The organism is Pseudomonas sp. ASL8 (assembly GCF_056680355.1).
Window position 1 is genome coordinate 3,188,707 of record NZ_CM155278.1, and the last position, 13,116, is coordinate 3,201,822.

Here is a 13,116-nt window from a genome sequence, read left to right on the forward strand (position 1 = left end):
ATGGCGGTATGCCTGATCCAACGCATCAGGCTGATCGCTGGCGAGCCAGCGCCTACGGTCTTCGGCCAAAATCGACCCAAAATTTCGTCGCGCTCCGTACAACCATAACAATAATGAGGTACGCCATGACCGCTAATACAGTGCCGGTTGAGCAACCGTATGCCGAATCGTTCGAAGACAGCATCTATCGCAAGGTGAACTGGCGGATCATTCCGCTGTTCATTGCCTGCTTCCTGTTCGCTTACCTGGACCGGGTGAATATCAGTTTTGCCAAGTTGCAGATGCAGAGCGATCTTGGGTTCAGCGAAACTGTTTACGGGTTGGGCGCGAGCCTGTTTTTCGTGGGTTATTTCCTGTTCGAAGTGCCGAGCAACATGCTCCTGCACAAGATCGGCGCGCGCGTCTGGATTGCGCGGATCATGGTTACGTGGGGGATTACCTCGGCCTGCATGATGTTTGTGCAGAATGAATTCTGGTTCTACACCCTGCGCTTTCTTATCGGGGTGATGGAGGCCGGTTTCGTCCCCGGCGTGCTGTATTTCTTCACCCAGTGGTACCCAGGCACGCGTCGGGCGCGGGTCAATTCCTACTTTAAAAGTTCGATCTGCCTGTGTGGGATCGTCGGTGGCCCGATTGCCGGTTTGATCCTCGGTCATTTTGATGGTGCCTTGGGGATTGCCGGCTGGCGCTGGCTATTCCTGCTTGAAGGTATTCCTTCGATCCTGCTCGGTGGGGTGGTGTTCTGGCTGGTCTGCGACCGCATTCAGGATGCGCCGTGGCTCAGCGCCGAAGAGAAGCAGGTGATGCTGGACCGCATGGCCAAGGAGGCAAAGCCGGAGGCTTCGCACACGTTTGCAGACATCTGGAAACAACCGACCACGTACGTCATGTCGGGCATCTACCTGTGCCTGGTAATGGCCTTGACCGGGCTGCTGTTCTGGATGCCGCAGTTGATCAAAACCGCAGGCGTGGCAGATACCTTGAATATCGGCTTGCTTACCGTGATCCCGTACGTGGGCGCGGTCATCGGCAATCTGTTAATTGGTGCCAGTTCCGACCGGCATGGCGAACGCCGTTGGCACATGGCCGGTTGCGCCTTGTTGACGGCAGCCGGTTATCTGGTTTGCGCTGTTTATCCCGGGCAGCTCACGCCGCTGATGATCGGCATGACGATGATCCTAACCGGCATCATCGCCTGGATGCCTATTTTCTGGACCATTCCACCGCGTTTTCTCAGCGGCATGGCTGCGGCTGCCGGGATCGCCCTGATCAACTCTCTCGGCCAGCTCGGCGGGGTAATTGCGCCCTTCATGGTCGGGCGCATCAAAGACCTGACCGGCACCGCGACCCCGGCACTGTACCTGCTCGGCGCGGTTTGTCTGGTGGCGACAGCGCTGATTATCTGGGGCATACCGACGCGTTATTACGTGCGCGAAACGATTCACGATTGAGGAACCGGTAATGAAGCAGAATTTAGTGATTTTCAGCCGCGTGTCCTCGGCTGAGGTAGTGGCCGAGCTGGAGCAGCAGTTCAATGTGACGATCTGCGAAGCGCCGCTGGGGCGTGACAAGGCACGCTTTTTCGACGCATTGCCCGAGGCCGACGCGATGCTCGGCGCGAGTCTCAAACTGGACCGTAGCATTCTAGAGCTGGCACCCAGGCTCAAAGTGATCGCCAGTGTGTCGGCCGGTGTTGACAATTATGATCTCGATTACCTGCGCGAGCGGGGCATTCAATTGACCCATACGCCAGATGCCGTGACCGAGACCACTGCCGACACCGCGTTTCTCCTGTTGATGATGGTTGCGCGCCGCGCGCTGGAGGTTGCCGACCTGGTGAAAACCGGTCAGTGGCTGGAAAAGAACATTAGCGACTCACTGTTTGGCGTCGATGTGCATGGAAAACGCCTGGGCATCATTGGTCTGGGCCGAATCGGCGGGGCGATTGCCCGTCGTGGTCACTTTGGGTTTGGCATGCCGATTTTCTACAGTGGTCGTTCACATAAGCCCACGCTGGAGCAAGAACTGGGCGCGCAAAAGCTCGAGTTGGACGCGTTGTTGGCAAGCGTCGATATCATCTGCGTTTGCGTACCCTTGTCGGCCAAAACCGAGCAGCTTATCGGCCCTCGAGAGTTCGGGTTGATGCGTCCGCAGACCCTGTTTATCAATGTGTCGCGCGGTCAGGTGGTGAACGAGTCAGCGTTGATTGAAACCCTGCGCGCGCAGAAAATTCGCGCCGCCGGGCTGGATGTGTTCGAGAAAGAGCCGTTGCCTGCCGATTCGCCGCTGTTGAGCCTGAAAAACCTGGTGGCATTGCCGCATATCGGCTCCGCCACCGTGGAAGCGCGAGCCTTGATGGCGCGTACGGCGGCAGACAATTTGCGTCAGGTACTGGCTGGCAGGGAACCCGATCATCGTGTTCTCTGAGGAATTGGGAAGCCGTTTGGCCTATCATTCGTCCTTTAACTCAGGCGATTGAACGTTATGACCAGCACTAACCAAACCCTGCTTGCGGCCTTGCAAACGTCTAACATGCTGGAAATTGACGGGCTGCATGCCTGGGAGTTTTCCCTGGGCGACGAACATCTGGAGATCGAGGCAATAGACGGTCGCGAGCGCAAATTCTGGCGTTTCAGCCTGGCGCAGGTGCAGGCAGCGACGTTTGATACGCAATTGCAGAGCTGGACCCTCAGCGATGACAACGCTGATCACCGGATCGTGTGCCTGAGTGCGTTTACGCCAAGCGATGATGATGCGGACGAAGACGTCGACGTCGACGACGCTTCCGGGCGGGACTGATTCGCGTCGGTGGGGGTCGAATCTCCTACGGCGGCTATACTGCGTTTCACATCGGCCCAAAGGATTTGAGCCACAAACGATAGGGAGATCCACTATGAGCACCCAAGGTGCAACAAAAAATCGCGCGGGCCTGTTACCGACGCTGGTCGGGATGGTGTTGCTGGCGTTAGGACTGGTCATGGTGACCGGGGGCGTCAAGCTGGCGCAGTTGGGCGGGTCGTTCTACTACGGACTGGCCGGTGCCGGCTTTGCGTTGAGCGGGGTGTTGCTGATTCTGGCTCGGCGTGCGGCGATTGGGCTGTACGCCGTGCTGCTGCTCGTCAGCACGCTGTGGGCGTGGTGGGAAGTCGGGCTGGATTGGTGGCAGCTGGTTCCGCGCTTGTCCTTGTGGTTTGTCCTTGGCATCGTGCTGTTGTTGCCGGCAGTCCGGCGTCCTTTGAGGCCGCAGTATCAACGGTTTTCAACTGCCAGCTTGAGCCTGGCAGTGTTGGTTGCCGGTGCTGTAGCGTGGGCCAGTCAATACACGCAGTACGATGAGATCAAGGGTGAACTGGCACGTGCTGATGCGGGTGTGCAGGAGAGTGCGCCAAAGCAGCCTGACGGCGATTGGCAGTCCTACGGGCGCAGTGCGTTCGGTGACCGGTATTCACCCCTGGCGCAAATTACCCCGGACAATGCGCATCAACTGCAACTCGCGTGGACTTTTCGCACTGGCGATCTGCCGGGTCCCAACGATCCGCAGGAAACCACTGCCGAGAACACCCCACTCAAGGTCAACGGCATGCTCTACCTGTGCACGCCGCACAGTCAGGTGATCGCCCTGGACCCGGATTCTGGCAGAGAAATCTGGCGCTTCGACCCCAAACTCAGTACGCAGAATGCCGCCAACTTCAAAGGTTGGGCGCACATGACCTGTCGTGGTGTGGCCTACCATGATGTCGGGGCGTATCCCACAGGCCCTGATGGTAAAGCGCCTTCTGGCAAAACCCCCTCCGGCAAAGCCGTCGCGGCTGTGACGAACACCTGTCCCAGGCGCATTTTCGTGCCCACCGCAGATACCCGGCTGATCGCCCTGAACGCGGATAACGGCACGCTGTGCGAAGCGTTTGGCGATCAAGGCTCGGTCGATCTGACCCGCAATATCGGGGACTTCACCCCGGGCGGGTATTACTCGACATCGCCACCTGCGGTCACCCGCGATCTGGTGATCATTGGCGGACATGTGACCGACAATGAATCCATCGACGAGCCGTCGGGGGTGATTCGTGCCTTCGACGTGCGCAGCGGCAAGCTGATGTGGAACTGGGACAGCGGCAACCCCGACAATACCGAGCCGATCCTGCCCGGCCTGACCTACACCCGCAACTCGCCCAACATGTGGTCGGTGATGAGCGTCGACGAAAAGCTGGGCATGCTCTACCTGCCCATGGGCAACCATACGCCGGATCAGTGGGGCGGTGATCGCCAGCAGCCTGAACCGTACAGCGCTGGCGTGACCGCGCTGGACATTGCCACGGGCAAGGTGCGCTGGACCTTTCAGTTCACTCATCATGACCTGTGGGACATGGACGTCGGCGGGCAGCCGACGCTGATGGACCTCAAGACCGAGAGCGGGATCAAGCCTGCATTGCTGGCATCGACCAAGCAGGGCAGCATTTATGTCCTCGACCGCCGCACCGGTATGCCCATCGTGCCCATCAAGGAAACCGCTGTGCCGCCGGGCGCTGTCGAGGGTGATTTCACCTCGCCGACCCAGCCCATGTCGGCACTGAACATGATGCCGCCGCGCCTGCGCGAAGCGGACATGTGGGGCGTGACCCCGATTGATCAGATGCTGTGTCGCATCACGTTTCGTTCGCTGCGCTATGACGGGATTTACACGCCACCCTCGACTCAGGGTTCGATCATCTATCCAGGCAATGTCGGCGTCTTCAATTGGGGCGGCATCTCCGTCGATCCAGTGCGGCAGGTTGCCTTTCTCTCGCCCAATTACATGGCCTTCGTCTCGACACTGGTGCCACGCACCGCCGTGCAGGGCGGCCCGGCACGCAAAAGTGAAACCCAAGGCGTGCAGCCGAACAAAGGCGCGCCGTATGGGGTGATCCTGTCGCCACTGCTTTCGCGCTTGGGTTTGCCGTGCCAGGCACCTGCGTGGGGTTATGTCGCGGCGGTTGATCTGACCACCCACAAAGTGATCTGGAAACACAAGAACGGTACGGTCCGCGACAGTGCGCCGCTGCCGATTCCCTTGCCCATGGGCGTGCCGAGCATGGGGGGCACGATCAGCACCGCCGGTGGCGTGTCGTTCCTCGGCGGTACACTGGACCAATACCTGCGGGCTTACGACATCCGCAACGGCAAGCAGCTATGGGAGGGCCGTCTGCCAGCGGGCGGTCAAGCCACGCCCATGACCTACACCGGTGGAGACGGTCGCCAATACGTGCTGATTGTGGCCGGCGGTCATGGTTCGCTCGGCACCCGGAAGGGCGATTACGTGATGGCCTTTGCGCTGCCCAAGCCTTGATAACACGCCGCGATAAAACGATTGCATCACGGGCGCTGTCATAGAACCGATGGCCATGGCGCGATTGGCCAAGTAGGGCGCCCAACACCTCCAACAATTAGAGAACTGCTCATGAACCGTAAAACTCTGCCCTGGCTGGTGATGGTCTGCGGGATCAGCGCTTTCCCCGTTCTAGCGCAAAACGTCGCTGACTACGATGTGCTGGTGGGGTCATACACCCAAGGTAAAAGTGAAGGCATCTACCGCTACCGGTTCGACAGTCAGAGTGGAAAGATCGACCTGCAACCGCGGCAAGTGATCAAAAGCGAAAACCCGTCCTGGCTGACGCTCTCCAAGGATCAGCGCCGCCTGTTTGTGGTCAATGAGAACGGTCCAGGCCAGCGCGACACGGTGGGCAAGGTCAGCAGCTTTGCCATCAATGGCAAGAGCCATGAAGTGACACCGATCAATCAGGTCGAGAGCAAGGGCGATGAGCCGACCCATTCCAGCCTGAGCCCCGACGGACGCTTTCTGTTCGTGTCCAACTACGCCGTGCACCCCGATCCGGGCGGCGCGCTGGCCGTGGTGCCGGTGGATACGTCGGGCAAGCTGTCTGCCGTGGCGCAAACCAGCACCCATCCGGCCAGCCACGTCGATCCAGAGCGCCAAGCGTCGTCCCATGTGCATTCGGTCGTACCGACACCGGACGGCAAGTACCTGATAGCCAGTGATCTGGGAGCCGACAAGCTGTTTGTCTACCGCTACGACAGCAAGGCCAGGCAACCCCTTCAACCCGCCAGAAACCCGGCGGTGGAATTACCTGCGGGCAGTGGACCTCGCCACGTGCTGTTCAGTCACGACGGCAAGCATGCCTACCTGACATTGGAGATGTCGGCGCAGGTGGCGCTGTTCGACTACCACGACGGGGTTTTCAAGCGCACCCAGCTGATTGATCTGGCGGACAAGAGCGTGCAGCAGAAAAACAGCGCAGGTGGCCTGCATAGCTCGGCGGACGGTAAATTTTTGTACGTCGCCAATCGGGGAGAGGCCAATCAGTTAGTGGTGTTTACCATCGCCCCGGCCACCGGCCAGCTCAAGGAAATCCAGCGGCGCTCGGTCGAGGGCACCGAGCCGCGTGAGTTCAGCATTGACCCCACTGGCCATTTTCTGTTGATTGCCAATCAGAAAAGCAACCAGATCGTCATCCTCCGCCGCGATACCAAGACCGGTCTTCTGGGCGAAACCGTGCAAAAAATCGACGTCGACTCACCTTCGGACTTCAGATTCCTCACCCGCTAACCCGCGTATAACAGGCTTGAGCCCCGGTTTTCGGGCGCTGCAGCCTGTTATTAATTGAGTTGATATGGGCTACCAGTACAAAGCATTTCTGAGATCGGACCCCCGGGCGTAAGTTTGAGTCACGGCCTTAAACGGCAGCTACCCAACCCGAACATCCGAGGCTTACGACATGAATTTCAATATCTTCTCTGTCATTGCAGCGTCCGCCATTTCTGCCACTGTCGCCCTGCCTGCCAGCGCCAGTGTCGAGATCAGCGATAAAAAATCGAACATCACCCAAAGCTACACCACCAAGTATCTGCAACAGAGCGCCCATTTCTACGCGGCACTGGATCACAAAACCCAGCAATGAACACCCCTCTGAAATGAATCCATTCCCCGTTAACGATAAGACCGATAACGGGGAATGGATTCGTCCGCGTTTTTATGGATGCTGCGTCATCCGTCCTCTCTGCAATGCCAACGGCTACGCGGTCTATCAGGCGGTCAGGCGGTCAGGCGGTCAGGCGGTCATCGCGAAAGTCACGCAATGCCTGCTCGATCTCTTCACGGGTGTTCATCACGAACGGGCCGTATTGCACGATGGGCTCACGCAACGGCTTGCCTGCGATCAATAACACCTTCGCCCCCGAGGCACTGTGCAGTTGCAACTCACCGACGTCAGACAAACGTGCCAGACGGCAGGTGTCGATTGTTTGTGGCTGACCTGCAAGTTCAAGGGTGCCCTCGTAAACGTACAGCAACACGCGGTGGCCTTGTGGAATCTGCGGGCTGATGCTCGCGCCTGCGGGGATGTGCAGGTCGAAATAAAACGGTTCGGTATCCGGGCGCTGCACCGCACCCGCCTGTTGCACCTGACCATCGTCGAACTGACCGGCAATCACGACCACTTCCACGCCTGCCTGCGTGGTCAACCGGGGAATGTTCTGCGGTTGAATGTCTTGATAGCTGGCGGGGTTGAGCTTGGACTTGGCCGGCAGGTTGAGCCACAGCTGAAAACCGCGCATCACGCCTTCCTCTTGCTCAGGCATTTCGCTGTGGATAATCCCGCGGGCTGCCGTCATCCATTGCACGCCACCCCCTTCGAGCAGCCCTACGTTGCCCAGATGATCCTCGTGGCGCATCCGACCTTCAAGCATATACGTGACCGTCTCGAAACCACGGTGCGGGTGCGCAGGGAAACCGGCAATGTAATCGTCGGGCTTGTCCGAGCCAAACTCATCGAGCATCAGGAACGGGTCGAACAGCTCCATGCTTTCGCCGCCGAACACCCGTGTCAGGCGCACGCCGGCACCGTCGGAAGTAGGCTGACCGGCTTGAATCGCCAGCACGTTGCGAAATTGAGTCATCAAGGCAGCTCCTGTTCAGGTGGGAATGGCATCCATGCTATGCCTGTCTGGCCGAGGGAAGGGTGCGATTTTTATGTGTTGGTTATCAATTATTCTGATGCTTTCCCCTGTCAGCGGCAGTTGATCGTTATGGGCAATAAAAGCCGGGCAATAAAAAGGCCAGCCTGTTACCCAGGCTGGCCGTTTTGTGACGCTTGCTCAGTTGCTCAGTTGCTCAGTTGCTTACTCGGCAATTTGCAACTTACGCGCTTCGGTGTAGACGTAGCGCACTTTCTCGTACTCGAACGGTGAGTTCGCCTGACCATAACGGAAGCTGTTGGTGTAGCGCCGGTCGATAGCCCGCAACAGGTAGATTTCCGGGTGGTCGTCGCTGACTTGGGCGACGTTGAGGAAGTTGATCTGCGATTCGGCCGTAAAGTCGAAAACCAGGCCCGCGGTGTCACGCAGGTTCGATGGCCCGAGGATTGGCAGGATCAGGTACGGACCACTTGGCAAGCCATAGAAGCCCAACGTTTGACCAAAGTCTTCGCTCTGACGCGGCAGGCCCATCATGGTTGCCGGATCCCACAGCCCGGCGACGCCGATCGTGGTATTGAGCAGCAGTCGGCCCGTGGTGTTCAGCGAGCGTTGGCCCTTGAACTGGAACAGGCTGTTCAACAGGTTCGGGATATCGCCCAGGTTGCTGAAGAAGTTGCTGACGCCGGAGCGCAAAAAGTTCGGTGTGATGTAGCGATAGCCGTTGACCACCGGCAGGAATACCCACTCATCGAAGCGATAGTTGAAGTGATACACCCGACGGTTCCACGACTCCAACGGGTCATAGACGTTGAGGGCGTTGAGGGTTGCGCGTTCGAACTCTCGCTGGTCCAGGCCCGGGTTGAATTTCAGCGACTTCAACGGTTCGGTGAAACCGTCCGGATTGGAGACCCTGGCAACAGTCGGGGGGTGGGCGGCGGGTGGTACATCGGCGGCATGGGTTACGCCTGCGCACAACAAAGCAGCGACAAACAAGAGATGTTTAGCCACGGAAGAACTCCAGCATGGCGTCGCTGTTGACGCGGTAGTTAATGTTGCCGCAATGGCCGCCGTAGGGATAAACAGTCAAGCGGTCACCAAACGTCTTGCGCAGGAAACCGAGGTCGCCAGGGCCGAGAATCACATCGTCGGCGTTATGCATCACGGCAATTTTCGGGCTGTTGTGCAGGTAATCCTTGAGCGCATAGAGGCTCACTTGATCCACCAGTTGCAGCAGACTGCCGCCGTCGGTGCGGGCACGCCACATCGGGATTACCTGTTCGGTGATGTAACAATTGAAATCACATTGCAGCGCTCGCTTGAGGAACGGGGTCAGGCTGGTCCCTTCACTGATCGGGTATTTGGGCGGAGTGATCAACCCACGGCGGTTGATCAGGTCGGAGGTGAAGGCGATGTCGGCCACCGAGAAACGGAAGGTGCTGCCGATCAGCATCGCCATCTGTTCATTGGTCAGGTGCTGCTTGGACTGCTGGAAGTCAAAAAGGACCGCGTCGTTAAGATCGACGTAACCTTTTTGTTTGAAGTAGCGGGTCAGCTTGGCCAGTACCAGTTCGTAGAACGTGGTGCTGTTATTGATGCCCTTGACCTCGGTCTGTACCAGTTTGTCGAGGTTGGTGATCGAGGTGTAGAGGTTGACTGGCGGGTTGAGCAGCAGCACCCGCTTGAAATTGAAGCTGCGTCGGGTTTCGTCCAGGTGGGCGACGAAGGCCGCGTCCAGTGCGCCCAGGCTGTAACCCGTCAGGTAGTAATCAGTGATCTGCAAGTTCGATTGTTGGGCACGCACGGCCTGCATCACCCGATACAAGTCTTCCGCGTCGTCCTTGGAAACCCCGGGTGTTGCAAAGCGCGAGGCGGCACTCATGAAGTCGAAGCTGGTGGGCGACGATAACTGCACGACGTTATAGCCAGCGCCGTAGTACAGCTTCTTCAGGAATTCGTTGAGCGTGCTGGTGTATGGCGCGCCGGTGCCCGCAATCAAAAAGACCAACGGAGCCGGATGATCTTGCTTGGCCAGACGATAACGCAGTTTTTTTACCGCCCAGAAATTGTCAGGCAGGGTGAAGTCGCGCTCAGGGCGCAAGTTAAGGGTGTAATCGGCTTGATCGATATTGGCATCGGCCGGCAGGTCTGGACGCAGGTCCAGAGGCGTTGTGGCAATGGTCGCTTCGAAGGGGTTGGTCAGGGGAAAGCCATAACTGGTCGGGTCGACATCGACCGCCAGAGCGGACGCACTCAAAATGAGGCCGCCGAAAACGGCAGCGCAGCGCAGAAAACGGAGCATGACTAAATCCCTTGGGAAAAGTGCTGAGTGAGGTACGCAGGCTATGACCACGGGTGTAGTGCCAAAGTGCCGCACTTTCAAGCGAACGCCGTGTATAGGTTTGAGACGATACACGCTCTGTACCATTAACTGACAGTACAGCTAGTCTTATTATTGGTGGAGCCCCTTGCATACGGGTGTCGGGCGATTATGCTGGGCGCCGTTTTCGGCTTCGGCCGCGCTGGTTTCTGGAGTATTGCATGTCCCGTCGTCTGCCACTGATTGCGCTGCTGATCGTTCTGCCGCTCTGGCTCGCTGCCAGCTATGGCTTACGCTATTCGTTGATGGAAGATGCCCGCTGGGTCGGCCTCTGCGCCAACGAGGCATTGAACTGGGAATGCCAGATGCGTTCGAGCCTTGGGTTGATGATTCATTTCGGGGTGATCGCCTGGGCTGCGTTGGTGACATCGGTCATCGCGTTCTGTGTGCCAGGTCGCGCCGGATGGGGTTTGGCAGTGCTGGCGGTACTGCTCGGGACTCCGGCACTGGTGCTCTACAGTGCGAGCCTTGCCGTGTTTGCCGTGGTGATTGCCGGATTGCGGTTGGTCAGAGCGCCGCGCGCTGTGCGCTGATTCCACATCCAGAATCTCAAACCCCAGACAGCACTGAGGGGAGCCTAGGCTCCCCTCTAATCGTATTGCGTGCTCTTTTTTTATTATTGTAGGGCGGCCTGTTCTTGTTTTTGGCGACCTGTCCCTTTACTGCTGTTTTGTGCGATCCCCATTGGGGATCAAGAGCAAACGTATTTTTTTGAGCGCTGACTTGCTTTGATCACTGATGCGATCCAACCCGTTGGTAGCTACCTGAGGTAGTTTTATTGTTCTCTGCCAGGTTGCGGGATCGAAACCCCGGTAAAGCCTTTCCACTCCAAAAAAATCTGTTAGCTGCGTCTCTGTCCGTGTTGTTCTTGTTATGTCAGAGCCGATACGTATTGTTTTTATTGGGTTGCTGCTTAGTTTTTATTTTTGTTGTGCAAGAGATATAGCATGAGCCGTGCCAGTTTTTAAAATTCGTTTAAAAACAGTGGCTTAGATAAAATCGTATCGGTGTGGTCGATAAAAATCATCAGCATTTGTTTCCGTGTTACCCGATTGGGTACCAGCCTTTGTGTGGCCGGTAACACAATGGGTACACTCAAAGGCTGTTCAGGCGTGGCGGACCCGCAAGCAACGCCACAGCGCAGCGGTCATCAGCAGGCTGACCGATGCCCAGCCCAATGCCTGTTGGCTGGCGAGCCCTTCCTGGAACAACTGCGGCGCGATACCGACACCGACGATGAACGTCAGCAGCGCGACTTCCCGGCGCGGAACACGCACTGGCCGGAACAGATAGAACAAGGCGGGCAGCAGCAGGGTCGGCGTGGGGAAGCTGCGGTAGCGCGGGTCAAACACCATGGCCAGCATCATCACCGCAGCGGCAAACCCGGTGGCGGTTACCCACCAACCGGCACGGGCCTCAAACCACAGGAATGCGCGAGTCCGCCAGCCGTCTTTGGCCGACAGCGCCAGCGTGGCATGGGTCAGCACCAGCAGATTCAAACCCACCAGCAGCACGGCCCAGACCCATTCGCCCGCAAAGCGATTAGTAATCCGTGCCAGCTCGCCCCAAGTGCCGATGCAGCAAGCACCCAGCGCGGCCAGCAGCGGTAAGACCAACGCCGCGCGTGTGGTGGACACGCGGCCAGCAACCGCCAGCGTCATCGCAAATAACAGCCCGCTGACGACCAGCCAGAAAGGCCAGTAAGGCAGGTTGGAAACAGGGCCTGCCAGCACGCCTTTTTCCTGGCGGTCTGCATCGAACAATCCCCAGTAACCGCCTACCGCGCCTTCGGCGGCACGTTTCCATGGCTGGTCAAAGGCTTCGATCAGGTTGTAGTGCCAGCCGTTCTGTTCGGCCATGGCGACAAAACCGCGAATGAATCGCGCTTCGTTGGCTCGGCTCGGCACAGCAGTTTCTCGCTGACGACCTTCGCTGGGCCAACCGGTCTCGCCAATCACGATGTCTTTGGGCGCAAAGCGATTGCCAAAGATCTGACGAATCTGTGCGACATGCTCCAGGGCGTCGTCGATGCCCTTGGGATCATCTTCCCAATACGGCAACAAATGGATGGTCAGAAAATCCACCGCAGGCGCGACTTCCGGGTACTGCAGCCAGAACTCCCACACGTCGGCGTAGGTCACCGGTTGTTTGACTTGGCCCTTGACCTGAAGAATCAGCTTTGCCAGCTGTGCGCCGGTCACTTCCTTGCGCAGCAGTGCTTCGTTGCCGACGATCACCGCAGTGACCACGTCAGCGTTGGCATTGGCCGAAGCGATCAGTGCATCGACTTCCTTGGCGGTGTCCACGGGATTGGCGTTAACCCAGGCGCCTAGCATCAGCTTCAGCCCGTGTTTGCGCGCGAGCGCCGGAATGGCTTCCAGGCCGGTCATGGAATAGGTGCGAATGCATTGGAAGCGGGTGGCGAGCAGGGCCAGGTCGGCATCCATCCGTTCTGGTCGCAGCTTGAAGGGCTGGTCGAACGGCGATTGATCCTTGTCGAACGGGGTGTACGAGGCGCACTGCAGTTTGTGCGTGGGCGTGGCCGCGTCCGGCAGAATCACCGGCTTCCCCAGTCCATACCAGAAGCCGCAAAGGGCGAACAGACCAAGCAGGCAAGCGAACAGATAAGGTGCAACGGGAAAGCGGGAAATCGCAGGCATGATGGGGCCGTAATGGGGCTGAGGCCGGCATGTTACCTGTATTTTTCCAGGGCGGGATAAGCTCTTTGGCGCTGACCTGAAGAGGGACATGCAAAGTTCGGGCGGACTTGG

General features: G+C 58.3%; 11 protein-coding genes. 7 read left to right on the forward strand and 4 right to left on the reverse strand.

All coding sequences use genetic code 11. From position 1 onward, the window contains the following. Positions 1-125 precede the first annotated feature (125 nt). The 6 genes from AC1MEA_RS14650 (at position 126) to AC1MEA_RS14675 (ending at position 6,953) form a co-directional block, all read left to right on the forward strand. Entirely contained in the window at positions 126-1,451 is a 1,326-nt protein-coding gene (locus AC1MEA_RS14650) for an MFS transporter (protein WP_219061575.1), read from the forward strand. A gap of 10 nt (positions 1,452-1,461) precedes the next feature. Further along, entirely contained in the window at positions 1,462-2,427 is a 966-nt protein-coding gene (locus AC1MEA_RS14655) for a 2-hydroxyacid dehydrogenase (RefSeq protein WP_480416570.1), read from the forward strand. 57 nt (positions 2,428-2,484) lie between these two features. Next, entirely contained in the window at positions 2,485-2,799 is a 315-nt protein-coding gene (locus AC1MEA_RS14660; protein ID WP_449633769.1) for a DUF5629 family protein, read from the forward strand. A 94-nt stretch (positions 2,800-2,893) separates the two neighbouring features. Then, entirely contained in the window at positions 2,894-5,323 is a 2,430-nt protein-coding gene (locus AC1MEA_RS14665) for a glucose/quinate/shikimate family membrane-bound PQQ-dependent dehydrogenase (protein ID WP_480416571.1), read from the forward strand. Between the two features lie 111 nt (positions 5,324-5,434). Next, positions 5,435-6,601, forward strand: coding sequence for a lactonase family protein (locus AC1MEA_RS14670; protein WP_480416572.1), 1,167 nt, complete (start codon positions 5,435-5,437; stop codon positions 6,599-6,601). A gap of 169 nt (positions 6,602-6,770) precedes the next feature. After that, the gene (locus AC1MEA_RS14675) at positions 6,771-6,953 is read left to right on the forward strand and encodes a hypothetical protein (protein WP_219061570.1); all 183 of its coding nucleotides are present in this window, start codon (positions 6,771-6,773) and stop codon (positions 6,951-6,953) included. Between the two features lie 142 nt (positions 6,954-7,095). Here AC1MEA_RS14675 and AC1MEA_RS14680 read toward each other — a convergent pair whose 3' ends face one another. The 3 genes from AC1MEA_RS14680 to AC1MEA_RS14690 all read right to left on the reverse strand — a co-directional run bounded on the left by AC1MEA_RS14680 (position 7,096) and on the right by AC1MEA_RS14690 (position 10,267). Then, positions 7,096-7,950, reverse strand: coding sequence for a pirin family protein (locus AC1MEA_RS14680; RefSeq protein WP_480416573.1), 855 nt, complete (start codon positions 7,948-7,950; stop codon positions 7,096-7,098). 222 nt (positions 7,951-8,172) lie between these two features. After that, positions 8,173-8,976, reverse strand: a complete 804-nt coding sequence (locus AC1MEA_RS14685; RefSeq protein WP_219061569.1) for an MlaA family lipoprotein — start codon at positions 8,974-8,976, stop codon at positions 8,173-8,175. Further along, positions 8,969-10,267 (reverse strand): alpha/beta fold hydrolase, encoded by a 1,299-nt coding sequence (locus AC1MEA_RS14690; protein WP_480416574.1) that lies wholly within the window; start codon positions 10,265-10,267, stop codon positions 8,969-8,971. Before AC1MEA_RS14690 ends, AC1MEA_RS14685 begins: the two co-directional genes overlap by 8 nt. 239 nt (positions 10,268-10,506) lie before the next feature. Here AC1MEA_RS14690 and AC1MEA_RS14695 point away from each other — a divergent pair, with 239 nt between their 5' ends. Beyond that, a complete protein-coding gene (locus AC1MEA_RS14695) occupies positions 10,507-10,878 on the forward strand; it encodes a hypothetical protein (RefSeq protein ID WP_480416575.1) in 372 nt (123 codons plus the stop codon). 573 nt (positions 10,879-11,451) lie between these two features. On the opposite strand, the gene AC1MEA_RS14700 is transcribed toward AC1MEA_RS14695, so the two are convergent. After that, positions 11,452-13,005, reverse strand: a complete 1,554-nt coding sequence (locus AC1MEA_RS14700; RefSeq protein WP_480416576.1) for a glycoside hydrolase family 17 protein — start codon at positions 13,003-13,005, stop codon at positions 11,452-11,454. Positions 13,006-13,116 lie beyond the last annotated feature (111 nt).